Genomic DNA, 19,935 nt, shown 5'->3' with positions numbered 1-19,935 from the left:
TATTTAAATTTTGGTTTAAGTTTCTGGTTCGGATTTGGAAACGGAGACGCTCCCGTTCAGCCTCATCCCATTTCCTAAATATTAAAGCATTGCAAAGGTAGGAAAACCAAGGCATTAAATCAGACTTTCGATGACATTTGGAAAGTATTTATGCTCCAGGGCATGTACCTTTTCCGCGATTTGTTCGGGGGAGTCCTCAGGAAGGACGGATACGCTTTTTTGAAAAATAATCTTCCCTTCGTCATAATGCTCATCGATCAGGTGGATCGTGATCCCTGTTTCGGTATCACCTGAGTCCTTCACGGCCTCATGGACACGCATGCCGTACATCCCCTTTCCGCCGTACTTGGGCAAAAGGGCGGGGTGGATGTTGACGATTTTGTCGGGATAGGCACGGACAAGGTCGTCGGGAATTTTCAGCAGAAAACCTGCCAGGACCACCAAATCAATGCCTTCTTCCAGCAGCTTCTCCGTCAGCTTGCCTGCCTCCATTTCCAACCGGGTAAACGTGAATGTCGGGACTTTAAAATTTTCCGCCCTTTTCAGAACAAAAGCGTCTTTTTTATTGGACCCTACCAGCGTTACGGCGGCTTTGGCAGAGCCCTTAAAATGCTCTATGATCTTTTCCGCGTTGGTCCCGCTGCCCGAGGCGAGTATGGCTATTTTTTTCACTGTCGCTTTGATTTGGTTTGGGCGTAAAAATAACCAGGATTTGCTAAACGGTAAAATGGAAGAGGGGATTGTGGACCGGGGATATTTTTCCAGAGCATTTCCTGTGGTTAAGGCCGATGCTGTGGAATTGCAATTCCACACTACTGGTAAGTCAGGTATGAAATGTCGGGTTTCGGATCGCTGTCATTAATTCCCTAAATGTCCACGGATTGCACAGATTAGCACGAAGGAAAAAAGGGGACATTTAGATCTGTACCGAATTGTCTTCGGGATTAATCGCAAAAAAAATAGTTGAGTTTCCGTCAATTTACAACTTACATAACACCAGTCACTACGCTATCCTACAATCATATCAAAGCCTCTGTACCCATTTCAAAAGAGATGGGCGGGTTGTAGATTCAATCCCACCCAATGGGAAGGGTTGAGGCATTGCAAACAGCGCTATAAAGTTGGAGGCTATACTCGCTGGTGAGTTCGATGCGAAAGGAAATATGCCTGAAAATCTGCAAATTTCATAAAAATAATTATAAAAATAGTTATTTGATTAATGTTTAGTTCTTAAACTAACAAGGGTTTAGGTGTAGCGTTTTTAAAATGAGTTACGTCCTGTTATACAGGGGGTATCGGATATTTTTGACTTCAAAAGCTGTGGCAAATGAGCATCCTCCAAAGTTTACAATAACAGACAGACTCGATGAAAACATTCGGCAGCATGTTATGGGTGGTAGTGGCCATGACGGGTTTTGGCTGTTCAGAGGATGATGGCCCCGGAATTCCCGGGCTGGAGTTTAGATTAGAAGTGGTGGACGATAATTATGAACTAAGAGAAATATTTCAAAAAAACGAAAAAATTGGGTTGCAATTAAAAGTAGTTAATCATTCAAATCAAGAAATAATTTTGGATGATTATTATCATTCGATACTTCCGCAAATTTATGAAAATGAAAATTTGTTTTTTGTTTATAAATGGGATTTAAATGCAGATAACAAACTTGATTCGGTAGGAAGGGCTTATATTTTTCCTATCAATTTTCTTATGATTGGTCTTCCTATATATTCTGAACCTTTTCGGGTCTTGCCAAATAGCGAGGGTATTATCGCAAGGTTTTTTTGGGACGATAATCCGGAGAATGAACCCCTTTCTGGGGGAAAATACTATTCTTTTTTAAAAGATGATTTATTGGTAAATAATATCATAGTTAAAATCGATTTAGAAGTAGCGTTTGAAGTGAAATAGTATATTTTTGATTCTGACATTATTGTAATGATGAAGCGCTTTTACGCTTTCTTGCTACGCTTTTCAGACCACGGCCATCCCTACAAAAAAACCATACTGACAACCCCCGTTAGCATCAAAACCTTCGAAAAGGCGCTCAGTTGGGTGAAATGGGCCTTGCGGTCGGCAACGTAAATCCTGTACATGAAAAAGACAAACAAGATGCCCAGTGCCCCGAAATAGAAAAACAAATGGGGGTCATTGATTTTGAAGGTCACCACCAATATGGAGCAAACAAAGCACGTGGCAATGAAGAAAATAACCTTTTTGGTGTTTCTGAACCCGATGACAATGGGTAGGGTTTTGCAGCCATGTTTGCGGTCCCCGTGGCGGTCCTCTATGTCTTTGATGATTTCCCTGATCAGGTTGATGAAAAAGGCAAAGATGGCGTAGGTTAGGATCAACAACTGGGAAGTCTGGTAATAAATCCCCACAATCCAGATGGAAAGGCCGGTGAGCGCTGCCACCGTCAGGTTGCCGATAAAAGGAAGCCTTTTTAAAGTGTTGCTGTAGAACCACAGCAGAAAAGCAGCCAGAAAGGTAATCACCCCGATCCGGGGATGGACCAATACGCCCAGGGAAATTCCCACAAAATTCATGACGGTATGGAGAATCATCACCATCCTTCTTTTCATGCCTTTGCCCACGACCACGGCCTTGGGCCTGTTGACATAATCGATTTTGACATCATAATAGTCGTTGATCATGTACCCTGAAGCTGTCAGAATAACCGTAGAGATGATGAGGAGGTATAAATTATAATCCTGCAAAACAGGGAGTCCTTCCCGTGTTTTTTCAACTAAAAAATAAGCTGTCATCAGCTGGGCAAAAGCGACCATCAGCAGGTTGTTGGGGCGGATGATTTTGAGAAATGCCTTAAAGGTGAAAACGGGGGATGACTGCCTTTTATCCATATTGCAAAATAACGACAAAGCCCCGAATAAGGTTGGTCTTTGATCATAATAATGCTCAGGAATTGATGAGGGAAATCGAAAATCAGTTAATGCTTATCTATTGCGAATCGATGATATCCTGACTGATCAGCCTGTATATTTCCGCCAGTTGGTCATTGTACTGGAGGAAGAGATGGTGGTTTTCCAGGGTCTCCATGTCTTCCCGGCTGGCCGGCCCTGTCTGTGCCGCCTTAGGTCCCAGTTCCAGGCATTTGCTGATCTGTTCGATGATCAGTGGTTTTATCATCTCAAAATCCAGTCCTTGCCGGAGCATGATTTCTTCTGCTATCCGGATCATGTGGTTGGTAAAGTTGGAAGCGAACACGGCGGCTACGTGTACCGCGTTTCTGTCTTTGGATCTGACCACATAATGTTGGGCGGAAAGGGTTTTTACGAGCTTTTTAAGTTTCGACAGGGTGTCCGGATCTTCGGCTTCCAATAAAATAGGGACTTCCTCCCAAGTGACGGTTCTATGCAAACTGAAACTTTGCAAGGGGTAAACAACACCGGTATGCTCAGCGGAGCTGTAGCCAAGGACCTCTAATGGAACGGTGCCGCTGGTATGCACCAATATGCTGTTTTCCGGAAGCAAGACCGCATCGGCCACTTCAGAAATGGCGTCATCCGCCACCGCCACGATAAATATTTCGGCAGCGCTCTCCGTGAAATCCAGGTGATCCTGGGCGTCAGTGTCATACAGCTGGGAAGTTAACCGCCGCGCCTTAGCCAAGTCCCTGCCATAGACCTCGGTAATAATATGTCCGGCATTTTCCAATGAGGTGGAAAAGTGCCAAGCCACTTTTCCTGTTCCAATGATGGCGATCTTAAATTTCATTTTCTGACCATAAAAGAAAACCCCTAAAATAAAGGGGTTTTCATAAAGATAACTAATTGATGTCAAGTATAAATTAACGGAATCCTCAATGTTTTTTTGTCCACTAATTCCACGGATTGACACGGATTTTGTGAAATGGTTCAGATCGTTTTCCCCATTAATAATTTCACCGACATTATCCTTATCCGTTGTGCTAATTTGAGTAAAACTGTCCCCGACTTGGTTCGGGATTTGTGGACAAGCCGGCACTCACTCTCGAAAATCAGCAGTTTCACAAACAAACAACCCGAAATATCATATTTGATTTGACACTGGAAGCTGGCTTACTCCAGCCCTTTGCTTTTCATTTTCTGAAATTCATCAAACCTTCTGTGTATGGCTACGCCGAAGCCTATGAGCATGATGATGGTGCCCAGCCAGAGAACGTTGATCATCGGTTTGACCGCAGCTTTCATGACCACATAGTCTTTTTGGTAGGTGTTGACTTTGAACACAAATTTATTTTCCTCAGGGATAATGTTGTCCACTTCCACTTTGATGCCCAAATCGGCATCGATAGAGGGAATCTTGCCTACTTGGTTTCCCCTTATCAGGAAAATCGGTGTCAACTTCTTCTCCACATCATAATCCATGATGGTCAGATTGGCTTTGACGGCGATATCCCCTTCCTGCAGGTCAAAATCATCCAGATCATTCAATACTTCAGCACCCTCAAAATGGGTCACGAAATCATTGATGAAAAACTGCTCACCCGGTCCGGCATTCATAAACTGATCCTCTTTCCATTCAGGATCTTCATAATCGTTAATGGCAGAAACGTGGGTATACAAATCCCTGGTGAGATACCTTTTAGAGTCTGGTGAGGAGATGAGCCCCATGCTGGGATTGGGCTGCGACATGGGATGAAGGGTAAATTTCAGTTCCTGGTCCTGATAGTATTCCACTTTAAAATAACTGTTTTCCTCCAAGACCAAATTGACTTTATCTCCTTTATTGTGGTATTTTTTATTGTTTACCACAATATCCTGAAGGGCAATGGCTTCATTCAGTTCTTCCGTGGGTTCCAGCAGGTCTGCTTTTACATACCCTGGTACGCCCGACACCTTTTTATACCTTCCCCGGTAGATCACCTCATAATCTTTCATCTGCAGCGGTTTGTTGATCCACAGCAGGACATTTTGTTTGTTCAACTCATCTTCCCAGTCCTTTTTATAAGTAAGGCCTGACATGTTGATGGAAATGGTGTCCGAGTAGCCTGAAGAGAACATTATCCCGATCAGCACCATTCCCAAGCCGATATGGGCCAGGGATCCGCCGGTAAGTTTGAATGTTTTTTTCCGCACCAGTTTAACAAGGATGGTCGCATTGGCCACGATGGTAAAGGCGCCCGCCACCACAATCAGGATGTAGGTGACATCATATACTTTTCCAAGGGTGATGATAATGGCCGCCGCTATCAATGAAATAATATAAGGTGTCACAAGCGCATTTTTTAGCTCGTTTTTATCCATCTTGTTCCACCAGAAATATTGGCCTATGCCTGTCAAAAGCGCCAGCGCTACGGCAAACCACAACTGGAATTTTGTGTAAAATTCAACTTGGTCAGCCGGTGGGGCCATGTTGGAAATGCCTCCAAAGCCTTCGATGATGGCATTGTAAACCGGGATGGAAGTAGGGATAATCACTTGGAAGGCCATCAGCCCCAATGTGGTGGCGCCGATAAAGATCCAGAATTCCCTGGAATAAACAGAAGCTTCTTTTTGTGAGGTGGGGATATATTTCCATTCTTTTGCTGCGAGAACCACAGCGATCAGCAGGAAGAAAAACATGTAGATGAGCAACTGGCCTGAAAGTCCCAAATCTGTAAAAGAATGGACGGATGAATCCCCTAATACACCGCTTCTTACCAGGAACGTGGCATAAAGTACTAAGATAAAACTGCTGATCACCAGAACCATAGAGGTTTTCAAGGCAGTGCTGCTTTTCTTGTAGGTGATCATGGTATGGATGGCAGCCACCATTACCAGCCAGGGGACATACACCGCATTTTCTACAGGGTCCCAGTTCCAATAGCCTCCAAAGTTCAGTGTTACGTAGGCCCAGTAAGCACCCATGATGATACCCATTCCCAGTACCAGTGCTGAGAAAATGGCCCAGGGAAGTGCCGGTCTGACCCACTCAGCATATTTTTTCATGACCAGTCCTCCTATCAAAAAGGCAAAAGGAACCAAAGTGGAGGCATATCCCAAAAACAGGGTAGGGGGATGGATCACCATCCAAATGTTTTGCAGCAAGGGATTGAGGCCTGTGCCGTCTTCAGGCACAAAATCCGGGTTGATTTGAAAAATAGGGGCTTCTGACACGTCCCTGAGCAGTATAAACGGCGAGCTTCCTATTTTTAAGTCCCCGATTACCACTCCCAATATCATCGACACTAAAAAAGCCTGGACCAAAGCAAAGACCACCATTACAGGCCCTTCCCAGAACTTATTGGTATGGATGATGACCAGCCCCAATACCACATTCCAAAATATCCAAAGGATAAATGCGCCTTCCTGCCCTTCCCAGAAGCTGGAAATCATATAATGGACAGGGAGTCCTTTGGAAGAATGGGAAAAAGCATAGAAATACTCAAACCGATGGTTATAAATGATCTCAAACAGGCATACTGCGATAGAAACACTGGCAAAAGCATGGATATAAAAGGTTATCCTGCTAAACCTTCTCCAGGATGGTTTTTCTAATTCGTTTGAGCGTGTGTAATAATAGTAAGAAAGGGCGGAAACGATGGCGCTGACAAAAGCCAGAATCACCATAAAATGCCCTATATTACCTATCAAGGTATTGATCATTATTTATTTGTTTAACACTTGTAAGCGACAGGTATCAGGAAAAGACGTCAGGAGGATGAGGTTTTAATATCTGTTTCCTGATATTTTGATGGGCATTTCATAAGGATTTTGTCAGCCACGAACGTGGATTCTGACTTGAATGATCCGATGACCACTACCTGCTCGGAGCGCACAAAGTCCGCGGGCACCGGTTCGTTATAATATACCTGTTGTTCTACGCCGTCATTGTCTATCATGATAAAGGTGAAGGAGGTTTTGTCCTCGCTGACTTCCAGCCCCACTACCTGTCCTTTCCCGTCTTTTTTCAACTCACCCACTACATGGATGGCTTTATCGTCACCTTTTAATGCCATTTGTTTGGCTGTGGAGAAGCTTTCATAGGTGCTGGCATCACCGATGGAGGTAATGATGATCATGATGGCCACGCCAATAATGCCCAAGCCGATGATATGTCCTTTTTTCATTTGAATATATTTAATTTTTTAGCAGCCAATGATTTATACCTGTTTTATGGTGTTTTAGTTCCATTCCACTTTTACCTTTTACCGGATCAAATCCCCTATGCTGTACGGAATACTGCTGATCGCTGTTTTTGATTTTAATCTTTAAACTGCTTTTCCAGGTTTGATATTTTTCTGTCGGTATATATCACATAAACCAGAATTCCACCCAAAACAATTCCAATTATGCCCATCAATACGTATATCTTGCCTTCTTCCCGCATTTTGTCGGCCATCTCCACCCTTGTGTTTTGGTAATCTTCTTCGGTAATATCTATTTTTTCCTGGGCAGACGCGTTTAGGCTTAGCATCAACAGGAGCACCACAATGAATTGTCTCATATTTATTGATTGATCAATTTTTCTTCCATTTTTCTTTCCAATCTTCTGGTCCGCACTCTAACTGTACTGATCCAAGATCCTAATAATGTCCACCCTATAATGGCAGGGTAAAAGACCTTTCTAAGGTTGCTGTCCAGGTCATAAGCATTGAAGCCTGGGTTGCCGCCGTTACCGGGATGCAGACTGTCGGTCAACCTTGGCAGTATAAAAATCAAAGGGATAAATGCAGCAAAGGCGAAAATACTGTACACGGCACTTATCCGGGCTCTCTGATAGACATCTGTGAGCGAATTTCTCAATACCAGATAAGCAAAATACATCAGCAAGCCGATAGCAGCTGCATTGAGTTTAGGATCGTTGGTCCAGAAATCCCCCCAAGTGAACCTGGCCCATACCATGCCGGTGGTAATTCCCAGCACGCCAAACAGAATGGCTGAATTGGTGAATTCCACGGCCATATCATCATGGTGCAAAGACCCGGATCTCAAATATTTGACGCTGTAGATGACGGCTATGGACAACATCAATATCATTCCAAACCACATGGTCACGTGGAAATACAGGGCCCTGATTGTTTCATTTAAAATGGGTAGACGCGGTACGTCCAGCAACAGGCCCGCCACCACCGTATAGCCCAACAATAAAATGGCCAATATTTTCCACCAATATGCTTTCATGTATATATATATTTTTAGCAGTCCCTCCTATACCAGCAAGTGGTTTGATTACCTTTCCACCAGCAGCACGGTTAGGCATCTGCCCTGAATGAAACGGTACCCGTTATAGCAGCTTCTGCTCCTATTTTGTGATCAATTTATGATGTCAGTGGTTAGTTGTGTTTTCAGCGCTCCTTTTTAAACGGCGTTCGTACCCCTAACGATATGGGGTTCCCGCAGTCTTGAGAGGTAAGGATCAGCATCGGCGTAGTCCCGTCTTCGCATGCTTGTAGAGGTATTTGTTATCCATCTCTTTCTCGTTGCAAAAATAAGGTATAAATAGTGATTTCTTTGCATTTACCGTTTATTATTTGCTCAACGGTAATTCGTTATAAAAAGGTATGTCCCGAAATAAAAGATGACAAAAATCAACTTCTCCACAAATAAGGGAACAAAATATAGGATGTAGCCGCGATGATGGCGTTGATGGCCACCAATGTCAGCATTTTCTCCATATTAAGCCCACGGTCGATGCCGTCAATGGCGTTTTTGGAGACCTCTATAGCCATCAAGAGGATAGGAATAAGTACCGGAAAGCTGAGAATTGCCATTAAAGTGGCATTGTTATTTGCCTTTGAAGCGATGGCTGAAACCATGGTCAGACAGGCCGAAAACCCCAAAGCACCTAAAAAGAGGTTAAGCAGGAATATCCCTTGATCTATGACAGGATTGCCAAACACCACACTGAATACCAGATAGCCCAAGGTGGCTAAAACCAGGGTAAGAAGCGAGTTATAAATGATTTTCGAAAGGATGATGGCTTCAGGGGACGCAATCATATAATAGTACAGCTGCCTGCCCTGATGCTCCTGGATAAAACTTTTGGCAACCGCATTTACCGATGAAAAAAGAATGATGATCCAATACAAGGCGTTCCAGGTGGGTACGGCGAGGGTGCCTTGCCCGGCACCCATACTTAAATAGGTGATAAAAACAGCACTTACCACATAAAGTAGGATACCGTTGATGGCATACTTCTGCCGCCACTCCAGAACGGCTTCTTTTTTAATGAGTACGGCTATTTCTTTCCACATATCAGGTGCAAATATAGAAAAGCCAGGCTTAATGCGTTCTTTTAAAGGAATGGTTTTTCATTTTTAAAACATCTGTAAAAGGGATTGTTGCAGGACTGGCCCATTTTATCCACTAAGTGGTATAAATTAAGAAAACGAAAACTTGATCATCAAAAAGTGAATTCGAAATGAAAAAGAACATCACCGTTGATAACAGAAGGGCATTTTTAAACAAATTACTTGTGGGCTTATCGGGGGCAGTACTGCCATGGGGAGCTTTTGCTGCCATGCGCTCGAATAAGACGGTCCGATCAACTATTTTGCAGGAAGAGAAGGTTTTTGTCCCCGTGATGCTTACTGCCTACAAGGATGACGGCAGTATTGATTATGATGGAATGGACAGGTTGATTGATCATTATCTGGCGAAGGGAGCGAAAGGGTTTTTTGCCAATTGCTTAAGCAGTGAAATGTATGATCTTTCGGATGAAGAGAAACTGAAACTTACCCAACATGTCGTAAATCGGATAAAAGGTAAATACCCTGTGGTGGCCACGGGGTCATTTGGTGAAACAATGGTGCAAAAGGCCGAATTTGCCAAGAGAATGAAAGACACCGGAGTAGATGCGGTGATTTTGATCACTTCCCATTTTGCAGGAAAGGAGGAAGGTGATGCCACAATGATCAAAAACCTGGAAGCTTTTTTGAAACATACAGGCGATATCCCCTTCGGCACCTATGAATGTCCCTCTCCCTATAAACGGATACTTTCTCCTGAGGTACTTAGGTTTCTGCTGCAAACGGACCTCATGGTTTATCATAAGGACACCACCGAAAACATGGCTCATATCACAGAAAAACTGTCCGTTTCCGAGGGAAGCCGTTTGGGCTTGTACAATGCCCATATCGGCAGTGCCGTTGCTTCTCTGAGGGCCGGTGCCGCCGGATTATCCCCGATTGCGGGAAATTTCTATCCCGAGTTGATCACATGGGTCTGCGACCATGCATCCGAACCTGGAAGCAAGCAGGATGCGGACTGGTTGCAGCAAAAGCTTGTTGAAACCGAACCTCTCATATCCAAACAATACCAATTAGGAGCCCGGTATTTTTTAAATAAAGAGGGAGTGAACCTGGCAATAAAAAGCAGGAAATCGGGCGATCCATTAAGTAAGGCGCAGACAAAAGTCCTGGACCGGATATTTGAAGATTTGCAAGACTGGAAAGGGCGGCTGGGAATCCATACAAGTTAAGGTCCCAAGGGAAAATTAACCGCCATTTTATTTTCTCCTTAAGCAGTCAGTCAAGGGACCCCGAAAACTGGTTCCGTGCTTTTGCGAAAGCCGCGACTATAATCCGATAGGAGCCCCGTCCGGATCCACTAACTTAGGGTGTCAGTTAATTTCCCCAAATCCCAGATAAGGTACCAACACCTCAGGCATTTTGATGCCCCCGGCATGCTGGTTATTTTCCAGGATAGCCGCTACTATACGCGGGAGGGCCAAAGCGCTGCCATTCAAAGTGTGGGCCAGGACGGTTTTTTTATCTGTATTTTTAAACCGTAATTTCAGCCGGTTCGATTGGTAAGTCTCAAAGTTACTGACCGAGCTTACCTCCAGCCATCTTTCCTGGGCTCCGGAGAACACTTCCATATCATAAGTTAGTGCAGAGGTAAAACCCATATCGCCTCCGCAAAGTTTGAGCACCCGGTACGGAAGCTCCAATTTTTGAAGCAGCTTCTGCACATGAAGGCTCATTTGTTCCAGCGTTTCATAGGATTTTTCAGGATCGGTAATTTGTACTATTTCCACCTTATCAAACTGATGCAGGCGGTTCAGGCCCCTTACATGGGCGCCCCAGCTGCCGGCTTCTCTGCGGAAACAGGGGGTAAAACCAACATTTTTTATCGGCAATTGGTCTTCCTGAATGATCTCATTGCGGTACATATTGGTAATGGGGACCTCAGCAGTGGGGATGAGGTATAAACCATCTGCTTTACAAAGATACATTTGTCCTTCCTTATCCGGAAGCTGGCCTGTGCCATAACCGCTTTCCTCATTTACCAATATGGGAGGCTGCACTTCATGGTATCCTGCTTTTTCTGCTTCATCCAGGAAGAAATTGATCAAGGCGCGTTGGAGTTTTGCGCCTTTACCTTTATATACGGGAAAGCCCGCGCCTGTGATTTTGGCACCCAGTTCGAAATCGACAATGTCATACTTCTTAATGAGGTCCCAATGGGGCAACTTGTTTTCGGGATCGAGAGCCGGAACCTTTCCATTTTCCAACATCACCAGATTGTCCTCCGCGGTTTTTCCACCGGGCACGGAGTCATGAGGGATATTGGGTATCCCGTAAAGCAGCGCAGTGAGCTCATCCTCGTGTTGAGCATGTTCCGCTTCCAGTTCCTTTACGCGGGTCTTTATCTCGGCGGTGCGGAGTTTGATTTTTTCGGCTTCCTCTTTTTTCCCTTCCTTCATCAGCATTCCGATTTGTTTTGAAATGCTGTTGGATTCAGCCTGAAGCTTATCCCGGTCCAACTGGGTCTGTTTCCTTTGATCGTCTTTGTTGAGAACCTCTCTGAGAAGGGCCTCAGCATTGGCTATGTTCCGCTTCCCAAGTCCGGTAGAGGCTTTTTCGAAGTTTTCCCTGATAAAATTTACCTGAAGCATGTATTCTATACTTTTAGTCGCTATCCTGATTCAGTCCGCAAAGATAAGGAATAAGTTTTCAGCATGTAGGCTAAAAGGTCAGGAAATAAGCAGGGACACTGATTTTGGAGGCAGTTTTTTGTCCTGAAAAGAGAGGGGAAGAGGCTGTGGGTAGGTGGAGGAAACAATCAATAGGGGAAATTAGAAAGGAACTATTTTTATAACAATTTCACAAAAATTTGCGTATTATTATTTGTTGCCGTAATATTGTAACATCATATAAGCAGAAAATCCCCATCCTGGAGATTTTAGTATTGTCTGAAGACCTTTTTATATACCAATCAAGATATACATACCATTATCATCATTTAATCGTATAGAATTACTTTCACACGTTTTTTATGTATAACATAGAAGAATTAAGAATCAGGCTATTGTCTGAGCTAAAAGAGATTGCGGAAGAGCTGGGAGTCAAAAACTACAAATCACTTAAAAAGGAGGATTTGGTTTATGCCATTTTGGATCAGCAGGCCATCACCCCTGAGAAATCCCTCCCTAAGAAAAAGCCTTCAAAGACGGAGACAGAGGAAGACCCCAAGGTGGAAACTGCTCCCAAGGCTGAAGATTCTACCCAGGAAGTAAAAGAAAGTGATACAAAGAAAGAGGAAAAGCCTAAGTTCCGGAGACAGAACGTTACGGAGATAGCTAAAGAGTCGGAAAACAAATCGCAGGACCAGTCAAAATCTGTTTCCAAGCCGGAAAAAGACAAAAAAGAAGAAACCAAGCGTCCGGAGAAGAAGTCCAAGGAAACGCTGTCAAGTGCCAAGGCTGAGGCTGTAAAAACAGAAAATAAAAAAGAAGGCGTGCAAGAGGAAGAAAATAAAGGGCGAACATTCAGGCCCAGGAGACGGGCGGTTGTGGATGTGGAAGAGCTGAAGTCAGCCAGCGAGGAACCCTATCAAGATCAGGAGGTCGAACGTCCGAAAAGAAAGAATTTGAAAGACATGGAGGAAGCTCCCAGTCAGGAGCCCGTTGGCTATGCCCCCAAAAGGAAAACATCAGTCACCATTAAGGACTTTGATGGGATCATAGAAAATTCAGGGGTATTGGAGATCATGTCGGATGGATATGGATTTTTAAGATCACTGGATTATAACTATTTAGCTTCCCCGGACGACATTTACGTATCACCTTCACAGATCAAACTTTTTGGATTGAAGACAGGGGACAATATTCAGGGTCAGATTCGTCCGCCCAAAGAGGGTGAAAAATATTTTGCACTTTTAAAGGTGGGGACCGTCAACGGAAAAACCACGGATGAGATAAGGGATAGAATTCCTTTTGAATACCTTACCCCGCTTTTTCCGGAAGAGAGATTAAGGCTTACTACAAAACCGGACAATTATTCCACGAGAATTGTGGACCTGTTTGCCCCCATAGGGAAAGGACAAAGAGGTATGATCGTGGCACAGCCCAAAACCGGTAAGACGGTGTTGCTTCAGAAAATAGCCAATGCCATTGCAGAAAACCATCCCGAGGTACATTTGATGATATTGCTCATCGATGAAAGGCCTGAGGAGGTTACTGATATGGCCCGGTCGGTAAAAGCGGAAGTAATCTCCTCTACGTTCGATGAGCAGGCAGAACGGCATGTTAAAGTGGCTTCCCTGGTGTTGGAAAAGGCAAAAAGAATGGTGGAATGCGGTCATGATGTGGTCATCCTGTTGGATTCTATCACCAGACTGGCCAGGGCACACAATACGGTAGTGCCTTCTTCCGGGAAGATCCTTTCCGGGGGTGTGGATGCCAATGCCCTGCATAAACCCAAAAGATTTTTTGGTGCCGCCAGGAATGTTGAAAACGGCGGCTCACTCACAATCATTGCTACAGCCTTGGTGGAGACCGGGTCAAAAATGGATGAGGTGATTTTTGAAGAGTTTAAAGGTACCGGCAATATGGAACTTTCTTTGGACAGAAAGCTTTCCAACCGCAGGATTTATCCCGCAATCGACGTTCCGGGGTCAGGTACAAGAAGAGAGGATCTGTTGATGGACAAGGAAGAGATGCAAAGGGTTTGGATACTGAGAAAAATCATGTCCGACATGACTTCCCAGGAAGCCATGGAATTCCTTCTGCAAAGAATGAAAGGTACCAGGGATAATGCCGAATTTTTGGTCAGTATGAACGGATAAGTATCCGCCTTTTAATAGAAAATTCAGACCCGGTTTGGCCGGGTTTTTTTATATCCTTTGAAACACGAGGTGGATCGAAGGGAGATGCATCCTACGTCATCAATTTTTTTATTCCCTATGCTTAAATTTTCCGCTTCTTTATAGCTATTTGGATATTATATTAAGTTTTTAGATGTTAACCCATTATAAATATTTGTATAGGCGGAGTCTATAAAAAATTCTCTTCCTACAATAACTGAATTATGCAATCTAATCCATTTTGTTAGGACAAAAATAACCCCTGTATGTTTTTTTGAAATACAAAATATAAGTTATAAACAACAAATTTGTGTATTAAAAAATTATATAGTATTTTAGTCCCGCTACTTATCTTCCCTGTTTTAATGATCTTTTAAGCAATGGCTAAATACAATGTTCAAATCTTTTTCAGCGTAATTTTTTTGGCTTTATCGGGATTGTGCTTTTCACAGACTTATATAAGCAATGGGAACTGCATGGATTGGATGAATCCAAATTGCTGGGACAGAATAGTTGAGGAGGATTGCGATAATAATTCTTCCTTAATTCCACCCACCAGTCCTACTACTACCTGTCCGGTGAATGTAATTATTAATCATGCGATGACCCGATCATCAACAGGGGGGCTTACATTTGGAAATAACTTTGAATCTATTTCATTTGGGCCAAATGGGTCTTTCAACATGACCAACGGGATAACGGTCAGCGATAATTTCACATTGAATATCTACGGGGACCCTAATGGAACGGATGATTTATTCAATGCATCCAGGTTGACCTTGGGAACAAATTCTAAACTATATATTGATCAGTATGCCAGTTTGGAAATTGACGGTGTTACCAACTTTACCGGGCGTGGCGCATGGATTAAAGTGGATGGCCATTATAAAACTGGTTCAATTTCAACCACTGGAAATTCATCAATGACTTTGGAAGTGGATGAGGATGCTACAGTCATAGTGGAAGGGGATATTGACATGAACGGGAATTCAAAACTTACATTTTTAGGTAACGGAACGGATCCAGAATACAATCTTGAGGAAGGTAATAGTAGAAGTATTGTGGATATCAGAGGACAAATAAAAACCAATGGCAACACCGCCGAAATTGTTGCTGATAATATTACTGTTTTTATCTGTAATGGGATAGATCCCAACGTCAGAACTGATGAATTAAATGATGGATTATTTGAAACCTATTGCTTATCGGCTTTGCCCGTCCAATGGGGTGATATTACAGTAACTTATAGAGGATGGTGTCATTGTATGGAAGTGAACTGGACCACTTTCAAAGAATGGGACAACAGTCATTTCGAAGTGGAGAGATCTTTTCAGGGGGTTGATGCATTTGAAATGGTGGGAAGGGTAGAAGGGAGAGGATGGGCTTCTGAAATTTCCTCCTATCAATTTGTGGAGGAAAGGTTGCCCATAAAAAAAGGCAGGGTATATTACCGCATCAAACAGGTGGATTATAATGGCAGTTTCAGGTACAGCGAAGTGGTTTCCCACTCGCTCCCGGCGATGGATGATGCCCCTACCCCGGCTTGGTACATATATCCAAATCCAAGTTATGGACAGGGAATACGGCTTCGCTTGTCCGGAGAGGGGCTGTATAAAAATGAGGAGGTCTTTGTACGGCTGCTGTCTCCTGGACATGGAAGTACGCTGCCTATCCGTTTGCAGCCAAATGAATACAACGAATGGGACATAGCGGCGCTTACCCGTAATCTGTCACAGGGTTTTTATATTTTGGAAATAAAATCCGGAACGGCTACAACCCATCTAAAGCTGGTCAGAAAACATTGAGGTGAAACCGGCAGGGATCTTTTCACGGTCATTGTTTAAGTATCTTATGGTATTCTTTTCTGCCCTGCCAATTTATCTCAAGAACAATCATACCCCGGGGAAGACCCTGGAGGGCATTGCTGAGTTCTATACAGAATGACTGGTCCAATTCGGTTACGACATATTCTTTGAATCTATGGGAAGGACTGATCAGTTTGATGCGGATAGGGCCATCCCTTAGGTCCCCGGCCCGGCGCAGACTGAGGGTGATGGCTGCTGTATTGGCTGGGTTAGGAAAGACCTGCCAAGCCATTTCCGAAGTTTCTCCATCCTGAATTTCTATGGTTATCAAATTTGAATATTCCAAGGAGCCGTCTTTGTCGACCTGTTTCAGTCTGTAATAAAGCTTGCTAGCAAAAAGAGGAAGGTTGAGGTCCAGAAATTCATAGTCAGTTTGTCCGTTGCTCCAACCCGCACTTTCTACCGAGCCTATGGTGATAAATTCCTTTATATTACCGGTGGCTCTTTCTATTTCAAAATGGCTGGATTCCCATTCTTTGGCGGTGGCCCAATCTACCCTGACGGCATTTGCTGCTTGTAGGTAGCTGGCGGAAGTGCCCAGCCATACCACGGAAAGCTGAATACAATCCTCCTCCTTAAAGTCCCCATTGTTGTCCTCTCTCTTTGTAATGCTGTCAGGGAATTTTTGACAGGAATATATGGTGACATCATCAGCGAGAATAACGGCCCTGTTTTCGTTCCCGGCTGTCGAATTGATCGTTCCCCCGATGTCTACCCTGCTGTCTCCATCTGCGGGGCCACCATCATAAACATCACCGATAAACTCAACCGTGGAATTGCCTTTCATTTCCAGGGTTCCGCCGATATCGGTAACAATTACTTTGGCGTCCACTGCAACTTTAAATAATAAAAAAGTGGTGCCATTGACCACCATGTCTCTGGTGTAAAACTGGCCATCTATGTTGATTTTTATGGCACGTTCCCTGCCTGAAGTCTGATGGCTTACCTCTGTGGTCCCCTCGATCCATACGCCGGCATTTCCATCCACGTTCAGTTCAGTCATGGCTCCCATGACCAAGCGATTGGCGGTCACGAAATTGGTGATGGGCTCGTTCTCGGGGTCGCGGTCCGCACCTGTGACGTTTAAGGTCGCGGCCTCTCTTTGGAAGGTCAAGGTCCCTCCTATGGTAAGGTTGCTGTGGCTTTCTTCAAAGACCAAATTAATATTGGAGCCTCCTGCTAAGGTTAATCCCCCGGTAATGTTTACATCAGCGCCGGATTTTAAAGTTATCGACTTAAAATTGCCTCCTAATGTAATATTGCTTTCTAATAACGTTGCGTTTTCGGTAAACACCACATGAACTTCACAATCACTTGAGCTTGGATTCGTGGGGGGAGTGGCTGGAGAGGAGGAATCTCCGCATTCTGCCGTGTCCGCAGACCAGCAAGCCGCTGTGCCCCATTTACTATCACATCCCGCAGCTTCAGGAACAAAGGTGTAAGTCTGTGCGCTAACCTCTCCTTCAGACAACACAATGCCTCCGAAAAGCGATACCCATAAAAATAGCAGCTTCTTCATGATCAGAAAATTTGATGTCAAATGATCCTTCAAAGATAAGTGTTGAAATTAAATTTTACAAAACACGGATTTTGTCTACTTTTATTTTGCTTTAATGGGGTTTTTATGCCTTTTGTATAAACGAAAGTGCAGTTAGATGGGCGGGTATCGGTATGTCGTTAATTACTGAAGGGTAGAACTTGGGATCAAGGGGTTACAAAAATTCCAAAGATTCAGATCACCCTGCCAAAACGGAAGTACAAAGCCGTTCGATAAGGACACCACATCCCTCCAACAGCATTTGGCATGCATAAGGAGTTTCATAAACCAGATTTTCTTGTTTATCTTTGGCTTTGAAATTGTTTTAAACTTATCTTTTTTGATATGGAACCAATAGATGTACTCAAAAATTTTTATGGTTATCATGCTTTTAGGGGTAACCAGGAAAAGATTATTCAAACGGCCTTGGGGGGAAAGGACTGTATCGCTTTGATGCCTACCGGAGCAGGAAAGTCTGTCTGCTATCAGGTTCCTGCTATGTTATGGCCAGGGTTGACCCTGGTGGTTTCTCCTCTCATAGCCTTGATGAAGGATCAGGTGGATGGCCTGAACAACATGGGCATTCCCGCGGCATTTTTGAATTCTACCCAATCGGTTAGTGAACAGCGTTTTGTGTCCCAAGAGGTCTGTAAGGGTAAGGTCAAGCTGCTGTATGTGGCGCCCGAACGTTTGTTTGGCGGGACCTATCCTCTCGTTGATTTGTTGAAATCGGTGGATTTGTCCATGGTCGCAGTGGATGAAGCCCATTGCGTATCACAATGGGGGCATGATTTCCGCCCGGAGTACCTGAAATTGGGGGAGCTGAGGAAGAAGTTTCCGTCCACTGTTTTTTTGGCGCTTACGGCCACTGCCGATAAGATGACCCGGAAAGACATTGAGGAAAAACTGTTTCTGCAGCATCCAAGATGGTTTATCTCTTCGTTTGACAGGCCCAATATCACCTATAGGGTGGCCTTGCGCACGGACGCGTTTTCCAGATTGATGCAGTTTTTGAGTCAATATCCCAATGATTCGGGGATCATATACTGTCTGTCCAGAAAGTCGGTAGAGGAAACGGCTGCCAGGTTGCAGGAGAACGGCTATGATGCGCTGCCTTATCATGCCGGCTTGGATAAAGCCATCAGGGATACAAACCAGGAAAAATTCATTCGTGACGAAATCAAAATCATGGTGGCCACCATTGCTTTTGGGATGGGAATCGATAAGTCCAATGTGCGTTTTGTTGTCCATACCAATATGCCGCAGAATATTGAGAGTTATTATCAGGAAACGGGTAGGGCAGGAAGGGACGGCCTTCCCAGTGAGGCCTTGCTGTTTTACAGCTATGGGGACAGCATTACCTTGGGCAGAATGGTGGAAAAATCAGATAATCCCGAGTATGTCCAGCATATGAAGGCCAAACTGGATACCATGGTCCGGTTTTGCCAGTCGCAGAAGTGCAGGAGGAGGTTTTTGTTGGAATATTTTGGGGAAGAATACCCCAATGACTGCGGCAACTGTGATGTGTGTTTCCAAAAGGGCAGCCAGATGGACATGACCATCTACGCCCAAATGATGCTTTCCGCAGTGGCAAGGATGGGACAATCCTTTGGGTTGGGACAGGTTATTTTGGTGCTGAGAGGTTCCAGGTCAGCGAAAATAAATGCGGGGCAGCAATCCCTTTCGGTCTACGGGATCGGCAAAGACAAATCTGAGCAATTTTGGAAAAAACTGGGAGGACAACTGGTCCAGGAAGGATTTTTGACACAGGAAGGGCAAGGGTTTCCGGTATTAAAGCTCACGCCCCTGGCATGGGAAAAGCTGAAAAAGAAAGAAAAGATATTGCTGAGCATGGCCGAGGATTTTGTTCAACCTCAGGCAGAAACCGGCCATGATAAGGAATTATTCGACCGGCTGAAACACCTGAGATTCGGGCTTGCCCGGAAGGAAAACGTGCCCCCTTATATGGTTTTTTCTGACGCCACACTGGTGGAGATGGCTACTTTTTATCCTGTTGACGAACAAAGCTTGTTCACTATAACTGGAGTAGGTGCTGTGAAAGCAGACAGGTACGGGGAGGACTTTTTGAGGCTGATCAGAAAATATGCGGAAGAAAATGGAATACAGCCCAAAAAGAAGACGGTGGCTAAACAGGCCCGGCCAAGACAGCATTCCGGGACTGAGAAGCAAACCCTGGAGTATTTCAGACGTGGGTGGAGTTTGGAAGAAGTTGCCAGGAACCGGGGGCTTGCTCTGAGTACTGTTGAAAGCCATCTTATTCAACTTGCGGAAAAGGGGGAAGTTGACTCGAAAGAGATTCTCACGGATAAAGAAACAAGGGAGATCAATGCCGCCTATTTAAAAATGGGACAGCCGAGGTTGAAGCCTTTGAAGGAGCATTTTGGAGAAAAATATACCTATTTCCAACTTCGGCTGGCTTTGTTGGTCAAGTAGCGGGTCATCGGCCTATGCGCATGTGAGGCTGCTTTCAAACTAAATCCGATTGACGCCACTGCATAT

At 44.3% G+C, this 19,935-nt stretch carries 15 protein-coding genes; 5 read left to right on the top strand and 10 right to left on the bottom strand.

What is annotated here, in order from left to right; translation table 11 throughout:
• Window positions 1-114 precede the first annotated feature (114 nt).
• Window positions 115-672 (bottom strand): phosphoribosylglycinamide formyltransferase, encoded by a 558-nt coding sequence (purN, locus tag ACFPFU_RS00325; protein WP_377060374.1) that lies wholly within the window; start codon window positions 670-672, stop codon window positions 115-117.
• Window positions 673-1,366: 694 nt separating this feature from the next.
• Here purN and ACFPFU_RS00320 point away from each other — a divergent pair.
• The gene (locus tag ACFPFU_RS00320; RefSeq protein ID WP_377060373.1) at window positions 1,367-1,909 is read left to right on the top strand and encodes a hypothetical protein; all 543 of its coding nucleotides are present in this window, start codon (window positions 1,367-1,369) and stop codon (window positions 1,907-1,909) included.
• A gap of 80 nt (window positions 1,910-1,989) precedes the next feature.
• Here ACFPFU_RS00320 and ACFPFU_RS00315 read toward each other — a convergent pair whose 3' ends face one another.
• The 7 genes from ACFPFU_RS00315 to ACFPFU_RS00285 all read right to left on the bottom strand — a co-directional run bounded on the left by ACFPFU_RS00315 (window position 1,990) and on the right by ACFPFU_RS00285 (window position 9,179).
• Complete coding sequence (locus ACFPFU_RS00315; RefSeq protein WP_377060371.1) at window positions 1,990-2,862, bottom strand: geranylgeranylglycerol-phosphate geranylgeranyltransferase; 873 nt, start codon at window positions 2,860-2,862, stop codon at window positions 1,990-1,992.
• 97 nt (window positions 2,863-2,959) lie between these two features.
• Window positions 2,960-3,736: a Rossmann-like and DUF2520 domain-containing protein gene (locus tag ACFPFU_RS00310; RefSeq protein ID WP_377060369.1), complete on the bottom strand. Its 777-nt coding sequence runs from the start codon at window positions 3,734-3,736 to the stop codon at window positions 2,960-2,962.
• 323 nt (window positions 3,737-4,059) lie between these two features.
• Entirely contained in the window at window positions 4,060-6,588 is a 2,529-nt protein-coding gene (gene ccsA / locus ACFPFU_RS00305; RefSeq protein WP_377060367.1) for a cytochrome c biogenesis protein CcsA, read from the bottom strand.
• A 47-nt stretch (window positions 6,589-6,635) separates the two neighbouring features.
• The gene (locus ACFPFU_RS00300) at window positions 6,636-7,052 is read right to left on the bottom strand and encodes a cytochrome c maturation protein CcmE domain-containing protein (RefSeq protein WP_377060365.1); all 417 of its coding nucleotides are present in this window, start codon (window positions 7,050-7,052) and stop codon (window positions 6,636-6,638) included.
• A gap of 134 nt (window positions 7,053-7,186) precedes the next feature.
• Complete coding sequence (locus tag ACFPFU_RS00295) at window positions 7,187-7,429, bottom strand: CcmD family protein (protein WP_377060363.1); 243 nt, start codon at window positions 7,427-7,429, stop codon at window positions 7,187-7,189.
• A gap of 2 nt (window positions 7,430-7,431) precedes the next feature.
• Window positions 7,432-8,106 (bottom strand): cytochrome c biogenesis protein CcsA, encoded by a 675-nt coding sequence (gene ccsA, locus ACFPFU_RS00290; protein WP_377060361.1) that lies wholly within the window; start codon window positions 8,104-8,106, stop codon window positions 7,432-7,434.
• A 407-nt stretch (window positions 8,107-8,513) separates the two neighbouring features.
• Window positions 8,514-9,179 (bottom strand): heme exporter protein CcmB, encoded by a 666-nt coding sequence (locus ACFPFU_RS00285; protein WP_377060359.1) that lies wholly within the window; start codon window positions 9,177-9,179, stop codon window positions 8,514-8,516.
• A gap of 167 nt (window positions 9,180-9,346) precedes the next feature.
• Here ACFPFU_RS00285 and ACFPFU_RS00280 point away from each other — a divergent pair, with 167 nt between their 5' ends.
• Window positions 9,347-10,405: a dihydrodipicolinate synthase family protein gene (locus ACFPFU_RS00280; protein ID WP_377060357.1), complete on the top strand. Its 1,059-nt coding sequence runs from the start codon at window positions 9,347-9,349 to the stop codon at window positions 10,403-10,405.
• A 141-nt stretch (window positions 10,406-10,546) separates the two neighbouring features.
• On the opposite strand, the gene serS is transcribed toward ACFPFU_RS00280, so the two are convergent.
• Window positions 10,547-11,824, bottom strand: a complete 1,278-nt coding sequence (serS, locus tag ACFPFU_RS00275; RefSeq protein ID WP_377060355.1) for a serine--tRNA ligase — start codon at window positions 11,822-11,824, stop codon at window positions 10,547-10,549.
• A 380-nt stretch (window positions 11,825-12,204) separates the two neighbouring features.
• On the opposite strand from serS, the gene rho reads away from it, so the two are divergent.
• Together rho and ACFPFU_RS00265 are read left to right on the top strand one after the other, a co-directional pair.
• On the top strand, window positions 12,205-13,995 hold the full coding sequence (gene rho / locus ACFPFU_RS00270) for a transcription termination factor Rho (RefSeq protein WP_377060353.1): 1,791 nt from the start codon (window positions 12,205-12,207) through the stop codon (window positions 13,993-13,995).
• A gap of 620 nt (window positions 13,996-14,615) precedes the next feature.
• The gene (locus ACFPFU_RS00265) at window positions 14,616-15,818 is read left to right on the top strand and encodes a hypothetical protein (RefSeq protein WP_377060351.1); all 1,203 of its coding nucleotides are present in this window, start codon (window positions 14,616-14,618) and stop codon (window positions 15,816-15,818) included.
• 28 nt (window positions 15,819-15,846) lie between these two features.
• Here ACFPFU_RS00265 and ACFPFU_RS00260 read toward each other — a convergent pair whose 3' ends face one another.
• The gene (locus tag ACFPFU_RS00260) at window positions 15,847-17,397 is read right to left on the bottom strand and encodes a hypothetical protein (protein WP_377060349.1); all 1,551 of its coding nucleotides are present in this window, start codon (window positions 17,395-17,397) and stop codon (window positions 15,847-15,849) included.
• 363 nt (window positions 17,398-17,760) lie between these two features.
• Between ACFPFU_RS00260 and recQ the strand changes: the two genes are divergently transcribed.
• Entirely contained in the window at window positions 17,761-19,869 is a 2,109-nt protein-coding gene (gene recQ, locus ACFPFU_RS00255; protein WP_377060347.1) for a DNA helicase RecQ, read from the top strand.
• Window positions 19,870-19,935 lie beyond the last annotated feature (66 nt).

Origin of the sequence: Negadavirga shengliensis (assembly GCF_042652345.1) — a bacterium.
Lineage (GTDB): Bacteria > Bacteroidota > Bacteroidia > Cytophagales > Cyclobacteriaceae > Negadavirga > Negadavirga shengliensis.
Note: the sequence above shows the minus strand (reverse complement) of the source record. Positions and strands in the feature narration are given on the sequence as shown.

What these genes read in the sequence shown, in the direction of transcription:
- ACFPFU_RS00280 (WP_377060357.1), top strand. Translation starts at nt 9,347, where the DNA reads ATGAAAAAGAACATCACCGTTGATAACAGAAGGGCATTTTTAAACAAA.
- ACFPFU_RS00310 (WP_377060369.1), bottom strand. Translation starts at nt 3,736, where the DNA reads ATGAAATTTAAGATCGCCATCATTGGAACAGGAAAAGTGGCTTGGCAC.
- rho (WP_377060353.1), top strand. Translation starts at nt 12,205, where the DNA reads ATGTATAACATAGAAGAATTAAGAATCAGGCTATTGTCTGAGCTAAAA.
- ACFPFU_RS00320 (WP_377060373.1), top strand. Translation starts at nt 1,367, where the DNA reads ATGAAAACATTCGGCAGCATGTTATGGGTGGTAGTGGCCATGACGGGT.
- ACFPFU_RS00260 (WP_377060349.1), bottom strand. Translation starts at nt 17,397, where the DNA reads ATGAAGAAGCTGCTATTTTTATGGGTATCGCTTTTCGGAGGCATTGTG.
- ccsA (WP_377060367.1), bottom strand. Translation starts at nt 6,588, where the DNA reads ATGATCAATACCTTGATAGGTAATATAGGGCATTTTATGGTGATTCTG.
- ACFPFU_RS00300 (WP_377060365.1), bottom strand. Translation starts at nt 7,052, where the DNA reads ATGAAAAAAGGACATATCATCGGCTTGGGCATTATTGGCGTGGCCATC.
- ACFPFU_RS00295 (WP_377060363.1), bottom strand. Translation starts at nt 7,429, where the DNA reads ATGAGACAATTCATTGTGGTGCTCCTGTTGATGCTAAGCCTAAACGCG.
- ACFPFU_RS00315 (WP_377060371.1), bottom strand. Translation starts at nt 2,862, where the DNA reads ATGGATAAAAGGCAGTCATCCCCCGTTTTCACCTTTAAGGCATTTCTC.
- ccsA (WP_377060361.1), bottom strand. Translation starts at nt 8,106, where the DNA reads ATGAAAGCATATTGGTGGAAAATATTGGCCATTTTATTGTTGGGCTAT.
- ACFPFU_RS00265 (WP_377060351.1), top strand. Translation starts at nt 14,616, where the DNA reads ATGACCCGATCATCAACAGGGGGGCTTACATTTGGAAATAACTTTGAA.
- serS (WP_377060355.1), bottom strand. Translation starts at nt 11,824, where the DNA reads ATGCTTCAGGTAAATTTTATCAGGGAAAACTTCGAAAAAGCCTCTACC.
- ACFPFU_RS00285 (WP_377060359.1), bottom strand. Translation starts at nt 9,179, where the DNA reads ATGTGGAAAGAAATAGCCGTACTCATTAAAAAAGAAGCCGTTCTGGAG.
- recQ (WP_377060347.1), top strand. Translation starts at nt 17,761, where the DNA reads ATGGAACCAATAGATGTACTCAAAAATTTTTATGGTTATCATGCTTTT.